Here is a 23028-nt window from a genome sequence, read left to right as displayed (position 1 = left end):
TTTTCAGTGACTCTTCGACCTCTTTTCGCGGCCCTCGCCGTTGTCGCTTTGGCGGGATGTGCGGCCGATCCTGCGCCGAATGAACAAATGCGCCTCACCCAGCAAGCCTTGGAACAAGCCAGCGCCGTGGGTGCCAACACCGATGAATCGCCCGAGTTGAAATTGGCCGAAGCCAAATTCGCCCGGGCCAAGGGCAGCATGGCCGACGAGTCCTACAAGAACGCCCGTATGCGCTCTGAGCAAGCCGAGCTGGACGCGCGCCTGGCCGAAGCCAAGGTGCTGACCCGCAAAAGCCAGGAACAGTTGAACGTGCTCAACACTCGCATCACACGCCTGCGCAAGCAGTTGCAGTTGGGGGAAGCCCAATGAGCCCGATGATCCGTGGTTTGAGTGGTGCGCTGCTGTTGGTTTCGGCGGTGTTGGGCGGTTGCGCCAGTCACCCTGATAGCGAGCAGGCTTTGCAGCAGGCGGGCAACGACTTCCAGAAGGTCAAGGAAGACGCCAACGTGCTGCGCTTTGCGCCCAAGGACGTGATCCGCGCCGGTGAATCCCTGGCCCGTGCCGACCGCCTGTCGAGCTACTGGGGCAGCGGCGCCGACGTCGCGCATTACGCCTATCTGAGCCAGCGTTACAGCGCGATTGCCCGCGAACACACCGAGCAGGCGCTCAATGCCGAGCGCGGTGCCAAGCTCGAGTTGGAGCGCCAGCGCCTGCAACTGGCCCTGCGTGAAAGCAAGCTGACCAGCGTGCAGCAACAGGGCAAATGGCTCGAAGAACAGATCGCCAGCCTGACCACCACCCAGACCGATCGTGGCTTAGTGATGACCCTGGGCGACGTGCTGTTCGATACCGGTGAAGCGGAACTGAAAAACTCCGCCAACCGCACCGTGCTGAAAATCGTGCAGTTCCTGCAACTGAACCCCAAGCGCGTGGTGCGTATCGAGGGTTACACCGACAGCACCGGCGGCGAGCAGGAAAACCTCAAGCTGTCCCGTGACCGTGCGCAATCGGTGGCCGATGTGCTGGTGGACCTGGGGATCGACGAAAAACGCATCCAGGTTGAAGGTTATGGTGACCAGTACCCGGTCGAAGCCAACGCTTCCGAGCGGGGCAGGGCGCAGAACCGGCGGGTAGAAATCGTGTTCTCCGACGAAAAAGGCCAGTTGGGCGCCGCCCGCTAGACGCCACACACAAATCCAAATGTGTAAGTGAGCTTGTGTGGGAGCGGGCTTGCCCGCGATTGCGGTAGGTCAGCCAGAGTTGTTTCTGCTGATACACCCCTATCGCGGGCAAGCCCGCTCCCACATTTTGTTTGGTGTACACCCAAAAGGCTCTTAAGCACCCTTACAGTTTTTACTGTCACTCCCGCCCGCGCTCGACTATTGTGGCAACTGTCCCCGTACACTTTTAAACTGTGCCGGTATGTTTCACACAAAAATAAAATACCCGTGAAATCGAGTGCTGCGTCATGACCAATCTGTTGCTCTACCAACGTATCGCCCAGCAACTGGCCGAGGACATCCGGCGCGGCGTCTATCAACCGGGCGAGCGTGTGCCTTCGGTGCGCAAGATGAGCTCCCAGCTCAACGTCAGCCACGCCACGGTGTTGCAGGCTTATGCCAACCTGGAAGACCAGGGGCTGATCCGCGCACGCCCGCAGTCGGGCTACTACGTGCACCAGACGCCGGCGCTCACCGCGCCAACGCCAGACATCGCCCGCGTCGAGCGCCCAGGGTTGGTCACCCGCAGTAGCATTATCCAACAGGTATTGGTCGAATCGCGCCGCGAAGGGGTGTTCCCTTTGGGCGCCGCCGTGCCGAGTGTCGATTACTTGCCGGTGCGCGCGTTGCACCAGCAGTTGGCCAAGGTCACGCGCTTCCAGAGCCCACGGGCGTTCAGCTACATGTTCAGCCCCGGTTTCGAGCCGCTGCGCCGCCAGGTGGCGATCCGCATGCGCGATGCGGGCGTGGTGGTCGACCCGTCCGAAGTGGTGATCACCCATGGCTGCGTCGATGCGCTGCAGATGTCGCTGCGCGTACTGACCCGGCCTGGCGACCTGATCGCCGCTGAATCGCCGACGTATTACGGCTTGCTGCAACTGGCTGATCTGCTTGGCCTCAAGGTCATCGAGATCCCCAGTGATCCAGCCTCCGGCATGAGCCTGGAAGCCTTGCAACTGGCGGCCAACCAATGGTCGATCAAGGCCCTGGTGCTGACCACGCGCCTGAGCAATCCCCTCGGTGGTACCATGCCCGAGGAACGGCAAAAACAGTTGCTGCGCCTGGCGTCGGATTTCGATATTCAGATCGTCGAGGACGACATTTACGGCGAATTGATGTTTGAAGTCGGTCGCACCAAGGCCCTCAAGGCCTACGACCGCCTTGACCGAGTGATCTACTGCTCGAGCTTCTCCAAGACCCTGTCACCCGGCGTGCGGATCGGTTGGATGATTGCCGGCAAGTACCAGCAGGAAATCCAGCGCCTGCAGATGTTCAGCACCCATTCGGCGTGCAGCGTCACGCAGATGGGCGTTGCCGCGTACCTGGAGAACGGGGGCTATGATCGCCACCTGCGTTACATCCGCCAGGAGTACCGCAAGAACCTCAACGCCTTCCAGCTCGCCGTGCAGCAGTACTTCCCCGAAGGCACGCAGATGACCCGCCCCAGTGGTGGTTTTATCCTGTGGGTCAGTTTGCCGGGACGGGTCAATACCCAGGAACTGCACGTACGCGCCTTGCAACAAGGCATCAGCATTGCACCGGGGCTGATCTTCAGTAACACCGAGCAGTTCAACCACTGTATCCGTCTCAATTGCGGCACAGCGTGGAACCGCGAGGCAGAGCGGGCGCTGATGACGTTGGGGATGCTCGCCAGCCAACTTTGCCAGGAAACCGCCGCCGGCTTTTGAGCCCGGGAATAGGGACGTGACCGGCCGCTGGCCAATCACCGCGCTTGTCATGCTGCCCACAACAAGCGAGCATATGGCCCTCTGCCGTTAATGCTGTAGGCGATATGACCTGTATTTTTCGCGCTGTCTTGGTGATTGGCCTGTTAAGCCTGTGTAACGTCAGCACAGTGCTGGCGGCAGCACCTGTGACCCAGGGCAAGGTCACCGCCGGCGCCACGCAGAAGGCCCCGGCCAAAAAGGCCGTCGAGGCCAAGAAAAAAGCCGCTGCGGTGAAAAAGCGTACGACAAGCAAGTCGAAGTCGTCCCAGGAAGTTACCCAGACCAAATTGCCACCGGCACAGTTGGACCTGTCCCTGCCTTCGGACATGGTCAGGCACTTGCAACCCATCGGCACCATGCCCAAGCCCCAGAGCGTGCCCCTGCTGCCGCCGATGTTTGGCGAGAAACCGGCAGGCAACAGCGCCTTCCAGATCAACGGTCGCCTGCTCAGCAATGAGATGAAGCTGCAACTGCGCAACGAAGAGCGGCGTGACGTTGAAGGCGCGGCGTTGGAATTCGAGTTCAAGCAGTAAACTTTTCCTGCAAACGTGACGTGGCTCTTCGACCATGTGTCGGAGACTGGTCAGTCATTTTTGTTTTCTGCGAAAAACCCCTGTTAGACCATTTTAAAACGGCTGTTTAAGGGCGTACTCTAGCCCGGCCATCCACATTGAGTCGTCGAGGACCTGCCTGTCATGAATTGCCGTGAAGGCTGTGGCGCGTGCTGCATCGCCCCCTCCATCAGTTCGCCATTACCGGGAATGCCACAAGGCAAGCCGGCAGGCGAACGCTGCCTGCACCTGTCGGTCGAACAACTGTGCCTGCTGTTCGGGCAGCCGGAGCGGCCGGCGGTATGCAGTGATTTCAAGGCGGACATCGAGGTCTGCGGTACCGACCAGGCCGATGCGATCCGCTTGATCGGTTGGTGGGAGCAGATGACGGCGGCTTGATGGGCTTTACTATCGGAACTTCAACAATAAGGAATACAACAATGGGTTCGCTGAAACGAATGGCTGTGCTGTGCGGGTTTACGGTGTTGTTTGCTGCTACGGCCCAGGCTGAGGATTGGCAGGTCGCCAAAGATGAAGACGGGATCAAGGTGTCCTTGAGCGAAGTGGCCGGCTCCAAGTACAAGGCCTATCGCGGCGTGACCACGATCAAGGCGCCGGTGGCCAAGATCCAGGCACTGCAAGAAGACGTTGCGGGTGCCTGTGCCTGGATTCACGAGTGCAAATCGCAAAAACTGCTTAAGCAGGAAGGCGACAAGAGCTGGACCTACACCCAGTTCAAGGCTCCGTTCCCGGTCACCGACCGTGACTCCATCCTGGAGATCACCACCTCCAAGGCCGCTGACGGCACCCTGACGCGCAAGCTGCTGGAAGTGCCGACCTACCAGCCGGAAGTCAAAGGCTATGTGCGTGTGGCCCAGGTCGAGGGCTTCTGGAAACTGGTGCCCAAAGGCGACAACCTGACCGAAGTCACTTACCAGGTGCACACCGAGCCAGGCGGCAGCGTGCCATCGTGGTTGGCCAACAAATTCGTGGTGGATGCGCCGTTCAACACCTTGAAAGCCCTCAAGGACCACGCCGAGAAGTAAGCGCAACTGATCCGGTGCCTCCAGCCTTGAGTGGAACGTTTGGCGATCCCTCAAGGTCCAGATGGATGTGAGCCCACACATGGGCTTTATCGAGGAGGCACCGATGCAAACGTGGAACATTACCTTCGTTGATGATCACGGCGAGACTTCGGTGGAGCAGTTCACCTGCAATGAAAAGCCCAGCCTTGAAGAAGCTGCGCACATGATCCGCAACAAGCTGCTGCCGGTCGCCGCCGAACTCGACCTCAATGACCTTGAGGGGCGCCAGTCTGAGCCGACGGTCAAAATCCTCAAAGACCAGAACAGCATTCAAATCCTCGACATTTTGCCCGCCGCCTGAACATTGCGTGGTTGCCACTAAAGTGCCTCTGGTGGTGGTCAAAGCTTCGCGCTACTCTGCAAGCGAGATCAGCGAATGAATCGCTAAGGTCTGGTCTTGTCAGCTACATGCTTGTTTTCCAGCGGTGTTGTCATCGCCGTAGTCCATGCGCCAGTACGGCGTGGGCCTCGGGAAGCACGGAAAGTCTATCCATCGGTCAGAGGAGCACTTTTCATGAGCACAGCCTATCAAGAAGACATCAGCACCAACGTTCTGCGCCGCATGAAAGAAGGCGGCTTCGACTTCTCGCGTTTCCACCCCATTGAGTTCTACGCCATTTTCCCGGATGAGGAACGTGCGCGCAGGGCTGCGGGTGAGTTTCGTGGGGAATCCCTGAATGCCCAGGTCAGTGCGCGCGACGATGGCGCCTGGTATCTGGAACTGAGCAAAATCATGTTTGCCACCTACGACGGTATAGGAGACTTCGAACAGGACTTTGGGGCGGTGGTAGAGCCTCTGGGCGGGATTATCGAAGGGTGGGGCGTCAAGCAGGAGGTGCGTGGGTTACCCATGTAGTTGTATGAAAAAACGCAGCGTATCGGCTGACCTTTGGGTCGGCCGATTTTGTTTGTGGCGTGGGAAAACTATTCTGAACTTGTGCGCCATTTTTCAGCACCAAAAAAAAGCCACCCAAGAAGGGTGGCCTAAAGGGAAGAGCGGTGTGCTGAAGGAGCGTGTTCAGCAGATGGGGCGATTATCCGCAGGCTTGGCCGGGCAGTGAAATCAACTCTGGCTATGCTGCTGATAGTCAAAGCCCGCATTGCGATGAAGCGCGCGACGGGACGGCGGGCATCTGGCTGCACCAGGACGGTGCGCTTGTGTCCTTGCTTTAATTCAACTCACTGATTTTTAAGTGTTTATGCCGCTGGCACGGGCCTTGCGATGGTTCTAGCGCCCGGGTGACAAGGAGTTCGGCATGATCCGCACTTATTACGATGAAATGTACGATGGGGCAGGCCAGGTCCGGCCTCATTACCGCGAGTTCGCCCGCTGGTTGGCCGAAACCCCAGATGATCTGTTGGCCCAGCGTCGGCGTGAAGCCGATTTGCTGTTTCACCGCGCCGGCATCACCTTCACCCTCTACGGTGACGAGCAGGGCACCGAGCGCTTGATTCCCTTCGACACCATCCCGCGCAGCATCCCGGCCAGCGAGTGGCGGGTTGTCGAGCGTGGCTGCATCCAGCGGGTCAAGGCGCTGAACATGTTTCTCGCCGACCTGTACCACGATCAGCGCATCATCAAGGCCGGGATCATCCCCGCCGAGCAGGTGCTGGCCAACGAGCAATACCAGTTGGCAATGCAGGGTCTGGACCTGCACCGCGACCTGTATTCCCACATCTCCGGGGTCGATCTCGTGCGTGATGGCGACGGCACCTACTACGTGCTGGAAGACAACCTGCGCACACCGAGCGGCGTCAGTTATATGCTCGAAGACCGCAAGATGATGATGCGCCTGTTCCCCGAGCTGTTCGCCGCCCAACGCATCGCGCCCATCGACCATTACCCCAACCTGCTGCTTGACACCCTGAAAAGCTCCAGCCCCCTGGACAACCCCAGCGTGGTGGTGTTGACCCCGGGGCGCTTCAACAGCGCGTTTTTCGAACATGCCTTCCTGGCCCGGGAAATGGGCGTGGAACTGGTGGAAGGTGCCGACCTGTTCGTACGCGATGACCGCGTGTTCATGCGCACCACCGATGGCCCCAAGGCCGTGGACGTGATCTACCGCCGCCTCGACGACGCCTTCCTCGACCCGCTGGCGTTCAATCCGGACTCCATGCTCGGCGTGCCCGGCCTGCTGGCCGCGTACCGCTCCGGCAATGTCGTGCTGGCGAATGCCATCGGCACCGGGGTGGCGGATGACAAGTCGGTGTACCCATTCGTCACCGATATGATCCGTTTTTACCTGGACGAAGAACCTATCCTCAACAACGTTCCTACCTTCCAGTGCCGTAAGCCCGACGAACTGTCCCACGTCCTGGCCAACCTGCCGGATCTGGTCGTGAAGGAAACCCAAGGCTCCGGTGGCTACGGCATGCTGGTCGGCCCTGCCTCCACCGCAGCGCAAATCGAGGCCTTCCGTGTACGTATCAAGGCCAAGCCCCACGCCTATATCGCGCAACCAACCCTGTGTTTATCGACGTGCCCGACCTTTGTCGAAAACGGCATCGCGCCACGCCATATCGACCTGCGTCCGTTCGTCCTGTCCGGCAAGGAAACCCGTGTAGTGCCTGGCGGTTTGACCCGCGTGGCGCTGCGTGAGGGTTCGCTGGTGGTTAATTCGTCCCAGGGCGGTGGTACCAAAGACACCTGGGTGGTGGAGGACTGATGCCATGTTGAGTAGAACTGCCTCGGATTTGTATTGGATGTCGCGCTACCTGGAGCGCGCGGAAAACCTCGCGCGCATGCTCGATGTCAGCTATTCGCTGTCGCTCATGCCCCAGGACGGGCGCGGTGATGGCCTGCATGAACTGGCCATGCCGCTGTTGATTACCGGCACCCTGGATGACTACCGCGAGCGCCACGCTGAGCTGCACGCCGAACACCTGCTGCACTTCTTTGCCCTGGACGCGGCCAACCCGGCCAGCATCTACAGTTGCCTCGGCGCTGCGCGGGCCAGTGCCCATGCGGTGCGTGGGCGAATTACCGCCGACATGTGGGAAAACATCAACGCCACCTGGCTGGATATTCGCGACATTGCCCAGCAGGGCCTGAGCCGTTATGGCATGAGCCGCTTCTGTGAATGGGTCAAGGAGCGTTCCCACCTGTTCCGGGGCGCAACCTACGGCACCATCATGCGCAATGACGCCTTTCGTTTTATCCGCCTGGGTACGTTCATCGAGCGCGCCGACAACACCCTGCGCCTGCTCGACGCACGTTATGAAATGGCCGGCGACCAGGCTGCAGCGGTCACCGACGGTACGGCCCACGCCTACTATCAATGGAGCGCCTTGCTGCGTGCGCTGTCGTCGTTCGAGGCCTACACCGAGATCTATCGCGATGCGCCAGGCGCGCGACAAGTCGCCGAATTGTTGTTGCTGCGCGCCGATGTGCCACGTTCATTGCGCGCCTGCAGCGAAGAGATCGACCAGATCCTCGCCAGCCTGCCCGGCCTCAACGGCCGCCCGGCCCAGCGCCTGGCCGCCGAGATGGATGCGCGCCTGCGCTTTACTGCCATCGATGAAATCCTCGAGGAAGGCCTGCACGCCTGGCTGACCGACTTTATCCCCCTGGTGCGCCAGTTGGGCGACGCCATCTACAGCTCCTACCTGGAGGCCGCATGAGACTCTCCATCAGCCACGAAACCACCTACCACTATGAAGACCAGGTTCGCGCCAGCATTCAGTACCTGCGCCTTACGCCCCACGACAGCGAGCGCCAGAACGTCATCAGTTGGCAGCTCGACCTGCCGCGCCCGGTACGTGCGCAAGTGGACCCATTCGGCAACATCCTGCATGTGCTGACCCTGGACGAGCCCCATGACGCCATCATCATCGGTGCCCGTGGCCAGGTAGACATCGACGAACTGAGCGAGGCCGAACACGAGAGCCAATCGGCGTTCCCGTTCCTGCGCAGTACGCGCCTGACCGAGCCTGACGAGGCCCTGCGCGGGTTTGCCCTGCAACACTGCCATCAACGCCGCGACCGCAACGCGCTGATCGACTTGATGCACGCCCTCAACCACTCAATGGTCTACACACCCGGTGCCACCGAAGTCGACACCAGCGCCGCCGCAGCTTTCGCCGGCCGTGCTGGCGTATGCCAGGACCACGCCCATGCGTTCCTCGCCTGCGCCCGCAGCCTGGGGATTCCGGCGCGGTATGTGTCGGGGTATTTGTACAGCGAAGACAGTGCGCACCTGGCCAGCCATGCCTGGGCCGAAGCCTGGCTGGATGACGCGTGGTACAGCTTCGACGTGACCAACCAACTGGCGCGGCCCGAGCGGCACCTGAAGTTGGCGGTGGGCCTGGATTACCTCGACGCCTGCCCGGTACGCGGCATGCGCCGTGGCGGTGGGCATGAGCAGATGCATGCCAAGGTGTTCGTGGCGCCGACGCCGGTGATTGCTGTGCAGCAACAGTAGGCGAAGGCGATCAACGGTGGGAGCTGGCTTGTGTGGGAGCCAGCTCCCACCGTTGATATATGTTGTACTCAGGGTTGTTGTTTACGCCCCGCCATGTGCTTCAAATATCCCACCAACAAATCCAACTCGCGGTCCGGCAACACACTGGCCGCAAACCCCGGCATCTTCGCCTGTGGCCAGTGCCTCAGGCTTTGCGGATCACGGATATAGCGCTTGAGAAAGTCACCGCTGAAATATTCCGTGGGGTTGTAGGGAATGTTCAGATCCGGCCCGACCTGCGCGTCCCCGGCACCATTGAGCCGATGGCACGCCAGGCAGTTTTTCTGGAACAACGCAAAGCCTTGGTTGATCGGATCATCGGCGGCCAGTTCCGGGGCCGGCAACAGTGCCGGAAAACGTTCTGCGACGGTCTTCAACTGCTTGATCGCGCAGATCTGGAACGGCCACTGTTCCGGGCTGATATGCCCGGCTTGCGGGTCGGTCCACACCAGATAGAACGGCCCGGCACTCGGTTTGCCATCTGCCAGCGCGGGCCATGGCTGCGCCGGGTCCTCCACCGCCAGCCAGGCGCGGGCGCCGTGGGTTGCCAGCAAGGGCGCGGCCGTGAGTTCGGCGGCAAACCCGTCCAGGGCAACCGCTTGCAGATGGCTCTGTGCTGTGAGGCCCGGTAGGAGTGCTGCCAGCGGCACCGCGCGATAAGTCATGGTGCGCTTGTAGGAAACGTCATCGATGATCTGAATTGTTTTGACCGCCGGGTGTTTGAGCAATTCGGCGGTCTGCCAGGTCTTGCTGGCATGGTCCAGGTCGATGGTCAATTGCGCCGCCGTGACCGGCAGGGCCATGAACAGGGCGAGGAGGGCAAGGATCGATTTCAAGAGGAAGGCCTGCTGCAAAGTGGCGATGGCGCTCACGATACCGGAAAAATCCAGGCAAAAAGACAGCCCCCGCAACAGGATTGCTATTGGCAATGTCCCGGCAGGTGCTGCCAAAAACTGCAGTCCTGATGCTGTGTATACGCGCAGTGCGGGTGTTTAAGAGTTACCCAATGATCTTGGTCAGGTTGGGTAGGATCAGAATCAGTGTGGTGGCGAACAGAATAAGTCCCGCCTGACGTACTTTCGAGTGCTTGAACATGGCTGACTGCCTTTTTTTGTTATTCCTGAGCGTCAAATACGTGCCGTTTTATCGCAGTATGACGGTATGACGTGTCGCTTTTCTTACAGTTGCTCCAGCAAAACCCGGCAGCAACCTCCTACTGATTCAACCTTAGAGCCCTCGTTCTGCGTGGCTTAGATCCATTTCATATCAGCTCATTAGCATTCGCGCTAAAAACGGCATGAGGCCTAACGCCATCTTGGCGCCAGACCGTTGGCTAGACAGCTAAAACGATTAATCAGCGGATTGCCCCGGCGACCTACCGTTCGTCCGAGCGAGGGGGTCAAAAGCAATGAGCGCATCCGTCATTGAAACCGTGTCAATCGGGCCTAAGGTAGGGGCACACAGGTACAGCGGTTCGAGGACGTCATGACCCAAGCTTTGATCTTTGATGCGATACGCACGCCCCGGGGCAAAGGCAAGGCTGACGGCGCCTTGTACAGCGTCAAGCCGGTGACCTTGGTGGCCGGCTTGCTCACCGCACTGGCCCGGCGCAACGACCTCGACACCCAGCAGGTGGATGACATCGTGCTGGGCTGTGTGACCCCGGTGGGCGACCAGGGCGCCGACATCGCCAAGACCGCCGCCTTAGTGGCGGACTGGGACGTCAGCGTCGCCGGCGTACAGGTCAACCGCTTCTGCGCCTCGGGCCTGGAAGCGGTGAACCTCGGCGCGATGAAAGTGCGTTCCGGTTTTGAAGACCTGGTGGTGGTCGGCGGCGTCGAGTCCATGTCCCGCGTGCCCATGGGCAGCGATGGCGGTGCCTGGGTGCTGGACCCGCACACCAACCTGCACAGCCATTTCACCCCGCAAGGTATCGGCGCGGACCTGATCGCCACCCTGGAAGGCTTTACACGCCAGGATGTCGACGCCTTTGCCCTACACTCGCAGCAGAAAGCGGCGAGGGCGCGTGCCGACGGTTCCTTCAACAAGTCGCTGGTCGCGGTGCAGGACCAGAACGGCATCGTGCTGCTGGACCACGATGAATTCATTCGTGGCGATTCCACGCTCGAAGGGCTGGGCAAGCTCAAGCCGAGTTTCGAGATGATCGGGCAGATGGGCTTTGATGCCACGGCGCTGCGGGTCTACAGCCATGTCGAACGCATCCAGCACGTACACACACCGGGCAACAGTTCCGGGATTGTCGATGGCGCCGCGTTGATGTTGATCGGCTCCGAGGCCAAGGGCCGCGAACTGCGCCTGCAACCGCGGGCGCGCATTGTCGCCACGGCGGTGACAAGCACCGACCCGACCATCATGCTCACCGGCCCCGCGCCGGCGACACGCAAGGCCCTGGCCAAGGCCGGCTTGCGCGTCGAGGACATCGACCTGTTCGAGGTCAACGAAGCGTTTGCTTCTGTGGTGCTCAAATTCATCAAGGACATGCGTATCGACGCCGCCCGGGTCAACGTCAACGGCGGCTCCATCGCCATGGGCCACCCGTTGGGCGCCACCGGCTGCGCCATCCTCGGCACCTTGCTCGACGAACTGGAAGCACGCCAGCAGCGTTACGGCCTGGCCACCCTGTGTGTCGGCGGTGGCATGGGTATCGCCACCATCATCGAACGGCTCTGAGCCCAAGGAATCCAGCATGACCCAAGCCATTCGTTACGAAAAAGGCCAGGACCAGATCGTGGTGCTGACCCTCGACATGCCCGGCCAGAGCGCCAACACCATGAATGGCGCGTACCGCGAGGCCATGGCGGCCAGCGTTGCGCGTCTGGAGGCGGAGATAGACACGCTGGCCGGCGTGGTCATCACCTCGGCGAAAAAGACCTTTTTCGCCGGCGGCGACCTCAATGAACTGATCAAGGTCGACAAGGCCCAGGCCAAGGATTTCCATGACGGCGTATTGCTGCTCAAGGCGCAACTGCGCCGCCTGGAAACCCTTGGCAAACCGGTGGTGGCCGCGATCAACGGCGCCGCCCTGGGCGGCGGCTGGGAGATTTGCCTGGCGTGTCATTACCGGGTCGCGCTGGACGACAAATCCGTGCAGCTCGGCCTGCCGGAGGTGACCCTGGGCCTGCTGCCGGGTGGCGGCGGCGTGGTGCGCATGGTGCGCATGCTGGGCCTGGAAAAGGCCTTGCCGTACTTGCTGGAGGGCAAAAAAATCCGCCCGCAACCGGCGTTGCAGGCCGGTTTGATCAACGAGCTGGCGGCGGATCGCGATGAGCTGCTGGCCAAGTCCCGCGCCTGGATTCTTGCCAACCCCGAGGCCCGGCAGCCGTGGGACAACAAGGGCTATCAGCTCCCCGGTGGCACGCCGTCGAACCCGAAAGTGGCGCAGATGCTGGCAATCGCCCCGTCGATCTTGCGCAGCAAAACCCAAGGCTGTTTCCCGGCACCGGAGAAGATCCTGTGTGCCGCCGTTGAGGGCGCCCAGGTCGATTTCGACACCGCGCACCTGATCGAAACCCGCTACTTCACCGAGCTGGTCACCGGACAAGTGGCGAAAAACATGATCGGCACGTTCTGGTTCCAGCTCAACGAGATCAATGCGGGCAGCTCCCGTCCCCACGGTTTTGCGCCGTACGTCACGCGCAAAGTCGGGGTGCTCGGCGCGGGCATGATGGGCGCGGGCATCGCCTATGCGAGTGCCTGCGCGGGTATCGAGGTGGTGCTCAAGGACATCAACCCGGCGGCCGCCGAAAAGGGCAAGGCGCACTCGGCGGCGTTGCTCGACAAGAAAGTCAGCCGTGGGCAATTGAGCGCCGAACAGCGGGAAACCACCCTGGCGCGCATTCATCCTACGGACTCGGACGCCGACCTGGCGGGCTGCGATTTGATCATCGAGGCAGTGTTCGAAGACCGCGAACTCAAGGCCAAGGTGTCCGCCGCCGCCCAGCGCGTGGTGGGGGCCGACGCGGTGATCGCCTCCAACACCTCGACCTTGCCGATCAGCGGGCTGGCCACGGCCGTGCCGGACCAAGGCAAGTTCATCGGCCTGCATTTCTTCAGCCCGGTGGACAAGATGCCCCTGGTGGAAATCATCAAGGGCGCCCACACCTCGGACGAAACCCTGGCCCGAGGTTTCGACTTCGTACTGCAAATCAAGAAAACCCCGATCGTGGTCAACGACAGTCGCGGTTTCTTCACTTCCCGGGTGTTCGGCACCTTTACCAACGAAGGTATCGCCATGCTCGGCGAAGGCGTGGCGGCGCCGATGATCGAGACCGAAGCGCGCAAGGCCGGCATGCCGGTGGGGCCGTTGGCGGTGTCGGATGAAGTATCCCTCAGCCTGATGAGCCATATCCGACAGCAGGCGGCCAAGGATCTGCTCGCAGAAGGCAAGGCTGTGCCGCAGCACCCGGCGACGTTGGTGATTGATCTGTTGGTCAATGAATACAAACGCGGAGGCAAGGCGGCGGGGGGTGGGTTTTACGAGTATCCGAGCGGCGCGCAGAAATTCCTGTGGCCGGAGCTCAAAAGCCGCTTTGAACGGCCCGACCAACGCATCTCGCCGCAGGATGTGCGCGACCGCCTGCTGTTTATCCAGGCCATCGAAACCGTGCGCTGCGTGGAGGAGGGTGTATTGCGATCGACGGCGGATGCCAACGTCGGTTCGATCTTCGGCATCGGCTTTGCCGCGTGGACTGGCGGCGCATTGCAGTTTATCAATCAGTACGGCTTGAACGATTTCATCGCCCGCGCCCGCTACCTGGCGCAGCAGTATGGCGAGCGCTTCACGCCACCGGCGTTGCTGCTGGAAAAAGCCGCGCAGGGCGCATCTTTCTAGGCGTTCACACGGCTCAGACTGTGAGAGAGGGACTTGCTTTGCAGGTGGGTTTCGAGGCAGGCTTGGGTGTGCATTATTCCCATCACCGTGTCAGGTATTTTTTATGTCGCTACGCGTCTGCATTCTGGAAACCGATGTCCTGCGCCCGGAGTTGGTGGATCAATATCAGGGGTATGGGCAGATGTTCCAGCGTCTGTTTTCCCAGCAGCCGATTGCGGCCGAGTTCGTCGTGTACAACGTGATGAACGGCGAATACCCGGACGACAGCGAGCAGTTCGACGCTTACCTCGTCACCGGCAGCAAGGCTGACTCCTTCGGCACCGACCCTTGGATCGAGAGGCTGCGGGCGTACCTGCTCAACCGCTATGAGCGTGGCGACAAATTGCTGGGCATCTGCTTTGGCCACCAACTGCTGGCGCTATTGCTGGGCGGCAAGAGTGAGCGCGCAAGCCAGGGCTGGGGTGTGGGCATCCACAACTACAAGATGGCTGCCAAGGCGCCGTGGATGAGCCCACGGGTGGAAGAGCTGACGCTGCTGATCAGCCACCAGGACCAAGTCACCGCGCTACCGGAAAACGCCACCGTCATCGCCTCCAGCGATTTCTGCCCGTTTGCCGCGTACCACATCAACGACCAGGTGCTGTGCTTCCAGGGCCACCCGGAATTCATCCACGATTACTCCCGCGCCTTGCTGGATATTCGCCAGCAGAACCTTGGTGAGAAAATCTACAACAGCGGCGTGGCCAGCCTGGAACATGACCACCACGGCGTGACCGTGGCGGAGTGGATGATGCGTTTTGTCGCGCACAAGCCTGACGCAGCGGCTTAAAGCCAGCCCGAACGTTTGAAGCTGGCCCACAAGCCGGTGCAGCCCAGTGCGATAAACCCGAGCACCGCAAAATAGCCGTAGTGCCATTGCAGCTCGGGCATGTTCTGGAAGTTCATCCCATAAATCCCCGCCACCGCCGTGGGGAACGCGAGGATCGCCGCCCACGCGGCGAACTTGCGCTGCACCACACTCTGGCGCGACGCCTCCAGCAACACACCGATCTCGATGGTCTGGCTGGCGATGTCGCGCAGGGTGGTGAGGTCTTCCATCTGGCGTGTCACGTGGATCTGCACGTCACGGAAATACGGGCGCATATTCTTGTCGATGAACGGGAAGCTCAGCTTCTGCAGTTCCTGGCTGATCTCCACCATCGGCGCCACATAGCGCTTGAGCCGCAGCACGTCGCGACGCAGGCCGTGAAGGTTCTGGATGTCGCGCTCATTCAAAGAACTGCACAGCACGTTGCGCTCCAACTCATCGATCTCGGCATGGATCGCTTCGCTCACGGGCTGGTAGTTCTCGGTGACGAAATCCAGCAGCGCATACAGTACGAAATCTTCCCCGTGTTCCAGCAGCAACGGCCGCGCCTCACAACGCTGGCGCACAAAGCCGTAGGACGCCGAATGACCGTTGCGTGCCGTGATGATGTAGCCGTTACCGGCAAAGATATGGGTTTCGATAAACACCAGCTTGCCGTTCTCGCGCACCGGCGAGTACGTGACGATAAACAGTGCATCGCCGAACGTCTCCAGCTTCGGCCGGCTGTGTTTTTCCAGGGCGTCTTCGATGGCCAGTTCATGCAGGTTGAACTGGCGTTGCAGGTTGGCCAGCTCTTGGGCGTTGGGTTCTTCCAGGCCGATCCAGACAAAGTGGCCGGGTTTGGCGGCCCAGGCCGCGCCTTCGTCGAGGGTAATGTCAGTAACTTTCTTACCGGCGCTGTAGACAGCGGCCGCAACAACTCTACCCATGGTGCTGATCACTTCTTATTAGGAGGACAGGTGTTGGGCAGCTTAGCCCGAAAGGCGTTCCATTGTGGGAACACAAGCCTGTAATGCTTGCTCGCGCTGGGGCGCGAAGCGCTCCCAAGACATCCTCACCCCCGCACCCACTCAAGATCCATCTGCGCAATACAAGCCTCCATCTGCACCTGACACGCCTGCATCAACCTCGGCACGTCATCCACCGTCATGCCAACCGTAGGAATCGGCGGCAACGAGCGTATGAGCACATCACCACTGTTCCAGCGATTCAGGCGCATCTGCGTGACGTAATTGTTCACGCACACCTGCACGATCGGCACACCGGCGGCAATCGCCATATGGAACGCGCCCTTCTTGAACGGCAGCAAACCCTTGCCCAGGTTGCGCGTGCCTTCCGGGAACACCCAGATCGACGTGTCCTTGTGTTGCAACGTATCGGTGGTGGTGAGCATCGCCCGGCGCGCCTTGTGCGCATTGCCCCGGTCGATCAGCACATTGCCCGCCAGCCAGAACAACTGGCCGAACAACGGCACCCATTTCAGGCTTTTCTTGGCGATACACACAGTGCGATGGGGCACCACGTTGCCAAACACAAACAGGTCATAGTTGGACTGATGGTTGGCGATGATCACACAGCCGCTGGGCTTGTTTCGCAACGAGTCCACGTCGGCCTTGAGGTTCAGCCCCAGAATCCACATGGCCGGCAGTGCGTATAAACGTGCGCACAGGCGACTGTTGTCCGGGTTGAACGGTCGGCAGATCCCGACGAGCACGCCCAGCACACCGGCGAGCATAAAATGCAGGCCCATCAACAACATACGCAGCAGAAAAAGCATCGACACGGCCTATCGGGACAAAAGGTGGCGCAGTGTACGGATGTGCACTGTATTCGGCAATTACCCCTGTAGAGGTAGGAGATAGGCGATGTTTAAGTACATGTTTCAACATGTGCCAGCAGTGGCCGGCTAGAGCGGCTAGGGAAGTTTCGAGTTTGTGTGTAAGAAAAAGCCCGACTCAAGGTCGGGCTCTGGTGTGGCGGATGTAAGGCTTAACTCAGGATATGGCCCTGATCTTGGATGATGGCGTCATCCAGGGCGTCCAGCAGCGCCTTACGCACCTTCAACTTGGTGTGCTTGTGGGCGTTCATGTTGATCTTCTTCAACTGCCGTGCCGCTTCCAGGGCGGCAGCGTGCAGTTCTTCAGGCGCCACCACCTTGTCCAGGAAGCCCGCCTGCAACGCGCCCTGCGGGTCAAACATCTCGGCATTGATCACCGAGCGATGAAACGCCGACTTGCGCAGGCGATCCCGCGCCAGCTCGATCCCGGCGTGGTGCATGGTCATGCCGATCGCCACTTCATTGAGGCCAATGCTGAACGGGCCCTCGACCCCAATCCGATAATCCGCCGACAACAGCAGGAACGCGCCCTTGGCCACCGCATGCCCAGGGCACGCCACGATCACCGGGAACGGATGCGACAACAGACGGCGCGCCAACGTCGAGCCCGACGTCACCAGACCGATGGCTTCTTTAGGGCCGGCCGTCATCACCTTCAAATCATAACCACCGGACAAAATCCCCGGCGTCCCGGTGATGATCACCACCGCCCGATCCTTCTCGGCCTGATCCAGTGCCGCATTAAACGCACTGACCACATCCGGAGAAATGGCATTCACCTTGCCGTTGCTCAACGTCAGGGTCGCGATACCGTCTTCGAGGTGGTAAGTAATCAACTCACTCATGACGCGGTTCCTTGTATGACTTGTTATAGATAGGCTGTTTATAGAAACGCATCCCCAAACGTTACCCACCCCACCCGCCCCGGTAAAGCGCCATGACTGACTACCCAGTCAGACTTTTCCCGCTCACCCAGCGGCGGACGGCCTAGGGCAGGGCACGACAGCCGCCCCAGACACCCGCCGACGGTGCCTGAGAATGGCAGAAACACCACCCCTTGCCGGGCATGCAATGGCATATCCCGCTAAGCGCATGAAAATTCTGAAAAAAACCTTTGCCATCGGAAAGGCTTTCGACTACATTAGCGCGCCTCGACAGACTGAACTGGTTTGACGAGATACGGTGAAGTGTCCGAGTGGCTTAAGGAGCACGCCTGGAAAGTGTGTATACAAGAAATTGTATCGAGAGTTCGAATCTCTCCTTCACCGCCACATTAAGTAAACACAAACCCCCGGTTTTCCTAGAGGAAACCGGGGGTTTGTGGTTTTTGGCGTCTGAAAAATTGCCATATGGGACAGATCTGGGGCAGATGGGTGTTTTTTAAGGGGGCTGACCCTCTCTTGTTCAAATGGGAAACCCCCGCCAAAACCCCGCTAAACCCCGCCGTAGACTGGTGGCTCACCACTACCAGCCCCCGGAGGGGCAGCACCATGGCGTTTCCTTTGATTGATCACACTGCCCAACCCGCGCCGTGCCCGGCGCCGACCGGGCGGCAGCACCGGCCCCCGATTCCGCCGCTGTTACCGGTGGTCAGCGGGCCGGTGGCCCAGCCGATAACTTATGCCAGTCCGACGCTGGAGTTTCCCCGCGAGTTGGCTGCTGTGATTACAATGGGGCCTTATTCAAGGAGAGCAGCAATGAGCACTGGAAATAATATCGGCACTGAATACTTGGTCGGTCTGGCCAAGCAGGCAACCAACGGTTCGGCTGTGCATCTGGCGGCCCTGTCTGCTCTTGGTCAGGCCGGCGGGCCGGCGGCGCTTGATTATTTGGTTGGCCTGGCGAAACAAGCTACGAATGGCTCGGCTTTACACTTGGCTGCCGTTGCAGCACTGGGAAAGGCTAGCCGCGAGTGATCGCCTAGCACTTCCAATAACGCCGCTTATGTAAGATCGGCCCCCACACTTTGCGTAAGCGTGGGGGCCTTTTTTATACCCTTTGCTTACCGATACTCCCTGGTCTGGTAGACCAGAACCCCCCCTACAGTGGTTTTACGCACAGTCACCCCCTCATTTGAAAAGAAATCGCTTCCATGCCGCTAACCGTCACGCCGTCCTATGAGCAGCGCTTGGGGCTCCTGCGTAGCTACGCGCCCGAGGTAGCCGAGTTGGCCGCTTGCGTCGCCCAGGCCATGAAGCCCGAAGCCCTGGTGCAGTAGGTCAACGCCCTGGAAAGCGTATTGTTCGACTACTTGCAGACGGTCGGCTAACAGCAGGCGCGCAGCGTTACGCGCTTGAGTGTGTGGTTTTACCAACTGGTCCATGGGGAGGCCTTGCAACACGCCGAAGCCGCTGCGTTCCTAGCCGAAGCGGCGCACCATGGTGGCCCGTTAGGAGTAGCAGAGTGAGCACAGTGGACCTGAAAGGCACGAACTATGAGGTGGCTGGTAAGCTTGAACACTGGGCACGTGACTGGTAGCTGGGTAAGGAATGGTTGCTGTGCCGGCACTGCGGCGGCATCCAGACTTTTGATGGCGTCGCCAGCGGCAAGCCCTTTGCCGCGCATAAAGACAAGTGTTCAGGTTTGAAAGGCGGCCATCGCTACCCTCTGCGTGAACTGCGTACTGCCGTTGACACCCTGACTGCGGTCGCGCCATGAGTGCTATCAAGGCGAGCGGGTCACTTCGGTGACGCTGGCCGGCACTCAGATGGCATTGAAATGGAAGACGCAATAAAACGAGCGGTAGAACGCCAGTTTCCCGAACTGACCGGTGGCTATCACCTGCCACGGTTCGCCAAGGTGATCGCCGTGCCTGATGCCCCTGCCGGCGCCGGCGTCTGTGACGACTTCCGGCCGCGCTTTGGCGTGGACCTGCAGGTGCTTGGACCGGATGGGGAGGTGGACGCGAGCCTGCCGGTGCTGTCGGGTGTGCCGTTACCGGTGCCGGTCGGTGGGGATGAAATGGGCTTCTATGCTTTCCCGGAGGAGGGCACCACGGTTGTGGTGTGCTTTGCGTACGGGTTGCCGCACAAGCCCTATATCCAGACGGTACTACCCCACGGCCTGACCCTGCCAAGCGTGCCGAAAGGCGACCAGGTGTGGCAGCACAGCGAAGCCTGCCAGCAGCGCGTCGACGCGGACGGCAACTGGCTACGCCAAACGGACGGCAAGATCCAGGACAAGGCGGTCCAGCGGGAAGTGGAGGCGATGGAGAACACCGAGAGCTTCCAGAGCCATACCAGGACGGTGGACGACCATTCAACCGAGTCGGTGGGTGGGATTAAGAAGGTCGAGGCGTTGGGCGCGCTCAAGCTGTTGTCAGGTGGATCTGCGAGCCTGGCGGCGGTAGATGATCTGCACCAGGCGACTGGGAGGGATTTGAACCTGGTGGTGGGGCAGAAGCATAACGCCACGGTGGGTGGTGATATGGAGGAACGGATTCAGGGGATCCGTGAGAGTGTGGCGGTGGTCAGCCAACGGCTGGTCTCTTCAAAGACTTGGTTGGGATCAGAGGGCGTGAACGTGCTGCGGGTGCTGTGTGATTTGCTTGACCTGGTGCAGCAAATGAATAGCCAAATTGCTGACCATACTCACGGGCCAACACCTATACCGGGAAATACAAAGGACTTTTTAAGTAACGCGGCTACTTCTATTCTGCTGCACACGAAGCTGGAGAGCATTACGCTCTGATACAACACTGGTAATGTTGCTATCACTAGGATGTGTGGTCGGCTAGCATGATCCTTCTGGTTGCTAATCTATAATTGAGGCGCTGGTTTTGGTGGGTTTGCGGGATGTGCTAATAATCTATAGAGAACTATATTTAGAAGATATGGGGTCAATGTCGTAAAAAGTATATAGGGAGAGCGGAAGATGCTAGAAATCGGCGAGAATAAGTTTAGAGATTATTTGTTTGAGAATCATAAGGAAGATTTTTTCTCATTGGTGGTGGGTAGGCGAGAACCGAAAGAGTGGGTAGGAGATGATTTTCCCCCTGTTCATTTTTTGCTTCAACGAAAGGCGGAGCGTAAAATTAATGAAATTTTAGATCAACTTGAAGTTTTGGTTTTAACTGCGAAAGAATTGCGGCTCGAGCAGTCTGGACCTCATCCCACTCGCATAGATCTTTTTGGGTGTTCTGAATCCTCGGGTATTACAATTATTGAGTTAAAGAAATCAGAACAAACGGAAAGGCAAGCATTTACGGAACTGCTCGCGTATGCCAACCATTTTTGCTCAGTATTTCCTGGGGTCAATGAGTCTGCCATTACTTCTTTGTTAGTCGCTCCTATGAAAGGGCGAACTGTGAAAGACGCTTATGTGCAGGAGCTGTTGCTTAATGGGAAAAACATTTTGGCTTTGATGCCGTTCGAGAAAGAAGGCAGGTTCTTTTTAGAGGTTTTTTATCCCGAGGCGTCTTATTATCAGTGGTTTGAGAATAATATATTTAACGATCATTCAATGATGTGTGTAACTATTTCGTTTCCGCTATTGCCTGGTTGGATTGACTCGGATATTGGGTGTGCAGGTTCGCCGCCGCAATACACGGTTGATGCTCTAAATCAAATAAGCAATGCTGTGGCTCATAAATTAGAAGGTCAGGGAATTCATGCGATAGTATATGCAACCCAAAAATGGGGGGAGATGGCTAGCTTTTTTCCGTATCCTAATACGTTGGTCGTCGCTGCTATGAACCCTTTTTCGTCGGTGCGAACAACCACGGATAAAGGGCGGATAGTTGGTCGGTCAGCACAGGGGCGTTTGGCACAGGTTCAGGCAATATATGACCAGCTTACAGATGAAGGAAAAAACTATTTCTGGGTTGAGTCGATGGAAAGCGATTTTTTAGGTAGGCTGATTCGCGCTGTTCGAGATCAAGTTAAACTATGCTTGCTTAATAATAATGGCGAAGTTGACTTGGAAATCGGTATTCCAGATTGGTATGGTCTGAAAACAAGTATGGTAGACGCAGTATTTACGCATAACTTGGAAGCTTACACTACTGGGCTTTTGAGGGAGATATATTTGGAAAATATCACCTACGGTTTTGAGAGGGGGGAGCAAAGCGTCATGTTCGGATACCAAATGTTGACGCCATTTCTGGCGGTATGGGAGATTTGCAGGGGGTTTGGTTATGAGGAACCAATCGAGTAATAAATTGAGTCGCTTGTAAGGTGCAATACAAGGGTTTAAGTGTCCTTGTATTGCGTGTGGCCTAATTTCGGTAGGGTATTATTTATTAGGGTCGTAGCTGTTTTTGCTTGTATTTGAATGCGGCATGTTTTGGTTGTGTTCAAGATGTGATCTTTATTGTGATGCCATGTATTCAAAGAAGGTTTGTTGATTTCCAGCATGCACGCTTTCTTGCCATTGCCTGTCCCAAGTTACTAAGACCGGGTCGCGAAGCAGATCTGGATGACGAATATTGCCGTTCTCACATATGAGTCTGAGCTCGTCTGCCCCCGCAAGTTCTTTTACGAAAGATAAGCTAAGCCCGGTTTTAGGCCGAATTCCTTGATGGACAAGGATGTCAGAACTCTCATTTTCTGTCCTTTTTCCTGGGAACGTATGGAGCTCGCCAGTATTCTCTTTACGAAATTTTTTACCTCGCCTTATTTCTTTTAAGTTAATCTGGTCACTGTTCAAGAAATAAATGTTTTCTTCTGCGTTGGCTAGTATTAAAGTGTTTATCTGATCCATGTCGCGTTGCTCGGTAATCTGAATCGTAAGACCATGTTTTCCGCCAACTTTGTATGTGCTGTTATCATAGAAAATAATCGCAATCTCTGGAGAGACGGGGAAGAAGATTTGTAACCCTTTAGATGCGGTGCCAAGACCTTGGTGTATTTGGCACGATTCCAGCGCCTGATTATAGAAAACTACTGGGTTGTCAGAGGTTATGAATTCTGCGCCTTTTTTTGATAGGAGTAATTTGCATGATAAATCTAGAGCGAAATGTATAGAGTGATTTGCAGCTTTCAAAGCATGGATTGCCGGATCATTAACCTCTATTGAGACTTTTTCAAATATATCTTTTGGTATTTCAGGTCTGTATGAAATTAATTTTTGTGCCATTGCTACAAGCATTTCATTGATTGCTCTAGCAGCGTACAGAGTGCGGTTGCGCTGAAATATAACATACGTTAGGAGGTCTCCATAGTCAGCACTTTCAGGGGATGGAGGTTTCAGGTCTTTGCGGATTTCACGGAACAGTTTGGCCGCTAGGCCCTCAATCAGTCCAAGTGCTTTTTCGAGTCCGTCTTCAATTCCATAAAGATAATCTCGGTAACATTGGGATTTTAGTTTTCCACCAGAAATTACGATTTCTCTGCTCAAATTAAATAGGTTTATTGTCTTGTCGTTAGATGAGAAGTTTTTAAGATATACCCTTGGCACGTAGTGGTGTTTTTTATTGGCAGGCATTGAAT

The 23028-nt window shown here is 58.1% G+C and carries 23 protein-coding genes and 1 tRNA gene; 19 read left to right on the top strand and 5 right to left on the bottom strand.

The features are described 5' to 3' along the window. Positions 1–6: 6 nt before the first annotated feature. The 11 genes from PSH81_RS20345 (at position 7) to PSH81_RS20295 (ending at position 9004) form a co-directional block, all read left to right on the top strand. Entirely contained in the window at positions 7–369 is a 363-nt protein-coding gene (locus tag PSH81_RS20345) for a DUF4398 domain-containing protein (RefSeq protein WP_192300703.1), read from the top strand. Further along, on the top strand, positions 366–1181 hold the full coding sequence (locus tag PSH81_RS20340; RefSeq protein WP_226454836.1) for an OmpA family protein: 816 nt from the start codon (positions 366–368) through the stop codon (positions 1179–1181). The genes PSH81_RS20345 and PSH81_RS20340 overlap by 4 nt, the downstream gene beginning before the upstream one ends. Before the next feature lie 287 nt (positions 1182–1468). After that, positions 1469–2908 (top strand): PLP-dependent aminotransferase family protein, encoded by a 1440-nt coding sequence (locus tag PSH81_RS20335; protein WP_192297207.1) that lies wholly within the window; start codon positions 1469–1471, stop codon positions 2906–2908. 104 nt (positions 2909–3012) lie between these two features. Then, positions 3013–3480 carry a translation initiation factor 2 gene (locus PSH81_RS20330; protein ID WP_226454837.1) on the top strand — a complete coding sequence of 156 codons (468 nt, stop codon included), beginning with the start codon at positions 3013–3015 and terminating at the stop codon, positions 3478–3480. A 162-nt stretch (positions 3481–3642) separates the two neighbouring features. Then, complete coding sequence (locus tag PSH81_RS20325) at positions 3643–3897, top strand: YkgJ family cysteine cluster protein (protein ID WP_015885398.1); 255 nt, start codon at positions 3643–3645, stop codon at positions 3895–3897. 41 nt (positions 3898–3938) lie between these two features. Further along, complete coding sequence (locus PSH81_RS20320; protein ID WP_192297205.1) at positions 3939–4544, top strand: START domain-containing protein; 606 nt, start codon at positions 3939–3941, stop codon at positions 4542–4544. Positions 4545–4647: 103 nt separating this feature from the next. Beyond that, on the top strand, positions 4648–4884 hold the full coding sequence (locus tag PSH81_RS20315; protein ID WP_226455214.1) for a hypothetical protein: 237 nt from the start codon (positions 4648–4650) through the stop codon (positions 4882–4884). Positions 4885–5097: 213 nt separating this feature from the next. Further along, entirely contained in the window at positions 5098–5439 is a 342-nt protein-coding gene (locus PSH81_RS20310; RefSeq protein WP_025854181.1) for a ribonuclease E inhibitor RraB, read from the top strand. Between the two features lie 400 nt (positions 5440–5839). After that, on the top strand, positions 5840–7249 hold the full coding sequence (locus PSH81_RS20305; RefSeq protein WP_192297204.1) for a circularly permuted type 2 ATP-grasp protein: 1410 nt from the start codon (positions 5840–5842) through the stop codon (positions 7247–7249). A 4-nt stretch (positions 7250–7253) separates the two neighbouring features. After that, a complete protein-coding gene (locus PSH81_RS20300) occupies positions 7254–8204 on the top strand; it encodes an alpha-E domain-containing protein (protein WP_192297203.1) in 951 nt (316 codons plus the stop codon). Beyond that, positions 8201–9004 (top strand): transglutaminase family protein, encoded by an 804-nt coding sequence (locus PSH81_RS20295; protein WP_305391379.1) that lies wholly within the window; start codon positions 8201–8203, stop codon positions 9002–9004. The genes PSH81_RS20300 and PSH81_RS20295 overlap by 4 nt, the downstream gene beginning before the upstream one ends. 68 nt (positions 9005–9072) lie before the next feature. On the opposite strand, the gene PSH81_RS20290 is transcribed toward PSH81_RS20295, so the two are convergent. Next, positions 9073–9879: a cytochrome c gene (locus tag PSH81_RS20290; protein WP_226455215.1), complete on the bottom strand. Its 807-nt coding sequence runs from the start codon at positions 9877–9879 to the stop codon at positions 9073–9075. Between the two features lie 649 nt (positions 9880–10528). Between PSH81_RS20290 and PSH81_RS20285 the strand changes: the two genes are divergently transcribed. From PSH81_RS20285 to PSH81_RS20275, 3 genes are all read left to right on the top strand, one after another. Beyond that, positions 10529–11734 (top strand): acetyl-CoA C-acetyltransferase, encoded by a 1206-nt coding sequence (locus PSH81_RS20285; protein WP_192297201.1) that lies wholly within the window; start codon positions 10529–10531, stop codon positions 11732–11734. A gap of 16 nt (positions 11735–11750) precedes the next feature. After that, complete coding sequence (locus tag PSH81_RS20280) at positions 11751–13895, top strand: 3-hydroxyacyl-CoA dehydrogenase NAD-binding domain-containing protein (protein WP_305391378.1); 2145 nt, start codon at positions 11751–11753, stop codon at positions 13893–13895. Between the two features lie 103 nt (positions 13896–13998). Beyond that, complete coding sequence (locus PSH81_RS20275; RefSeq protein ID WP_192297199.1) at positions 13999–14724, top strand: amidotransferase; 726 nt, start codon at positions 13999–14001, stop codon at positions 14722–14724. Here the strand turns inward: PSH81_RS20275 and PSH81_RS20270 are convergent. The 3 genes from PSH81_RS20270 to PSH81_RS20260 all read right to left on the bottom strand — a co-directional run bounded on the left by PSH81_RS20270 (position 14721) and on the right by PSH81_RS20260 (position 17445). Continuing rightward, the gene (locus PSH81_RS20270; protein WP_192297198.1) at positions 14721–15692 is read right to left on the bottom strand and encodes a magnesium and cobalt transport protein CorA; all 972 of its coding nucleotides are present in this window, start codon (positions 15690–15692) and stop codon (positions 14721–14723) included. The two genes, PSH81_RS20275 and PSH81_RS20270, sit on opposite strands and share 4 nt — an antisense overlap. A gap of 125 nt (positions 15693–15817) precedes the next feature. Then, the gene (locus tag PSH81_RS20265) at positions 15818–16540 is read right to left on the bottom strand and encodes a 1-acyl-sn-glycerol-3-phosphate acyltransferase (protein WP_226454841.1); all 723 of its coding nucleotides are present in this window, start codon (positions 16538–16540) and stop codon (positions 15818–15820) included. Positions 16541–16752: 212 nt separating this feature from the next. After that, entirely contained in the window at positions 16753–17445 is a 693-nt protein-coding gene (locus PSH81_RS20260; RefSeq protein ID WP_226454842.1) for a crotonase/enoyl-CoA hydratase family protein, read from the bottom strand. Between the two features lie 336 nt (positions 17446–17781). On the opposite strand from PSH81_RS20260, the gene PSH81_RS20255 reads away from it, so the two are divergent. The 5 genes from PSH81_RS20255 (at position 17782) to PSH81_RS20235 (ending at position 21754) form a co-directional block, all read left to right on the top strand. After that, a tRNA-Ser gene (locus PSH81_RS20255) sits at positions 17782–17871 on the top strand. Between the two features lie 426 nt (positions 17872–18297). Continuing rightward, positions 18298–18516, top strand: coding sequence for a hypothetical protein (locus PSH81_RS20250; protein ID WP_305391377.1), 219 nt, complete (start codon positions 18298–18300; stop codon positions 18514–18516). A 176-nt stretch (positions 18517–18692) separates the two neighbouring features. Next, a complete protein-coding gene (locus tag PSH81_RS20245; RefSeq protein WP_305391376.1) occupies positions 18693–18818 on the top strand; it encodes a hypothetical protein in 126 nt (41 codons plus the stop codon). 500 nt (positions 18819–19318) lie between these two features. Further along, positions 19319–20290 (top strand): phage baseplate assembly protein V, encoded by a 972-nt coding sequence (locus PSH81_RS20240; RefSeq protein WP_305391375.1) that lies wholly within the window; start codon positions 19319–19321, stop codon positions 20288–20290. A 183-nt stretch (positions 20291–20473) separates the two neighbouring features. After that, positions 20474–21754, top strand: coding sequence for a hypothetical protein (locus PSH81_RS20235; RefSeq protein WP_305391374.1), 1281 nt, complete (start codon positions 20474–20476; stop codon positions 21752–21754). 153 nt (positions 21755–21907) lie between these two features. Here the strand turns inward: PSH81_RS20235 and PSH81_RS20230 are convergent, their stop codons facing one another. Then, positions 21908–23023, bottom strand: coding sequence for a DUF4238 domain-containing protein (locus tag PSH81_RS20230; protein WP_305391373.1), 1116 nt, complete (start codon positions 23021–23023; stop codon positions 21908–21910). Between the last annotated feature and the right edge of the window lie 5 nt (positions 23024–23028).

This window comes from Pseudomonas sp. FP2335 (assembly GCF_030687535.1).
Classification (GTDB): Bacteria; Pseudomonadota; Gammaproteobacteria; order Pseudomonadales; family Pseudomonadaceae; genus Aquipseudomonas.
This window is presented reverse-complemented; position numbering and strand designations above follow the sequence as displayed.

Excerpts from the sequence above, each read along its gene's own strand:
- PSH81_RS20260 (WP_226454842.1), bottom strand. The coding sequence starts at position 17,445 with ATGAGTGAGTTGATTACTTACCACCTCGAAGACGGTATCGCGACCCTG.
- PSH81_RS20315 (WP_226455214.1), top strand. The coding sequence starts at position 4,648 with ATGCAAACGTGGAACATTACCTTCGTTGATGATCACGGCGAGACTTCG.
- PSH81_RS20265 (WP_226454841.1), bottom strand. The coding sequence starts at position 16,540 with ATGCTTTTTCTGCTGCGTATGTTGTTGATGGGCCTGCATTTTATGCTC.
- PSH81_RS20275 (WP_192297199.1), top strand. The coding sequence starts at position 13,999 with ATGTCGCTACGCGTCTGCATTCTGGAAACCGATGTCCTGCGCCCGGAG.
- PSH81_RS20325 (WP_015885398.1), top strand. The coding sequence starts at position 3,643 with ATGAATTGCCGTGAAGGCTGTGGCGCGTGCTGCATCGCCCCCTCCATC.
- PSH81_RS20320 (WP_192297205.1), top strand. The coding sequence starts at position 3,939 with ATGGGTTCGCTGAAACGAATGGCTGTGCTGTGCGGGTTTACGGTGTTG.
- PSH81_RS20240 (WP_305391375.1), top strand. The coding sequence starts at position 19,319 with ATGGAAGACGCAATAAAACGAGCGGTAGAACGCCAGTTTCCCGAACTG.
- PSH81_RS20300 (WP_192297203.1), top strand. The coding sequence starts at position 7,254 with ATGTTGAGTAGAACTGCCTCGGATTTGTATTGGATGTCGCGCTACCTG.
- PSH81_RS20310 (WP_025854181.1), top strand. The coding sequence starts at position 5,098 with ATGAGCACAGCCTATCAAGAAGACATCAGCACCAACGTTCTGCGCCGC.
- PSH81_RS20285 (WP_192297201.1), top strand. The coding sequence starts at position 10,529 with ATGACCCAAGCTTTGATCTTTGATGCGATACGCACGCCCCGGGGCAAA.
- PSH81_RS20340 (WP_226454836.1), top strand. The coding sequence starts at position 366 with ATGAGCCCGATGATCCGTGGTTTGAGTGGTGCGCTGCTGTTGGTTTCG.
- PSH81_RS20230 (WP_305391373.1), bottom strand. The coding sequence starts at position 23,023 with ATGCCTGCCAATAAAAAACACCACTACGTGCCAAGGGTATATCTTAAA.
- PSH81_RS20305 (WP_192297204.1), top strand. The coding sequence starts at position 5,840 with ATGATCCGCACTTATTACGATGAAATGTACGATGGGGCAGGCCAGGTC.
- PSH81_RS20280 (WP_305391378.1), top strand. The coding sequence starts at position 11,751 with ATGACCCAAGCCATTCGTTACGAAAAAGGCCAGGACCAGATCGTGGTG.
- PSH81_RS20270 (WP_192297198.1), bottom strand. The coding sequence starts at position 15,692 with ATGGGTAGAGTTGTTGCGGCCGCTGTCTACAGCGCCGGTAAGAAAGTT.
- PSH81_RS20335 (WP_192297207.1), top strand. The coding sequence starts at position 1,469 with ATGACCAATCTGTTGCTCTACCAACGTATCGCCCAGCAACTGGCCGAG.
- PSH81_RS20295 (WP_305391379.1), top strand. The coding sequence starts at position 8,201 with ATGAGACTCTCCATCAGCCACGAAACCACCTACCACTATGAAGACCAG.
- PSH81_RS20235 (WP_305391374.1), top strand. The coding sequence starts at position 20,474 with ATGCTAGAAATCGGCGAGAATAAGTTTAGAGATTATTTGTTTGAGAAT.
- PSH81_RS20245 (WP_305391376.1), top strand. The coding sequence starts at position 18,693 with ATGCCGCTAACCGTCACGCCGTCCTATGAGCAGCGCTTGGGGCTCCTG.
- PSH81_RS20250 (WP_305391377.1), top strand. The coding sequence starts at position 18,298 with ATGAGCACTGGAAATAATATCGGCACTGAATACTTGGTCGGTCTGGCC.
- PSH81_RS20330 (WP_226454837.1), top strand. The coding sequence starts at position 3,013 with ATGACCTGTATTTTTCGCGCTGTCTTGGTGATTGGCCTGTTAAGCCTG.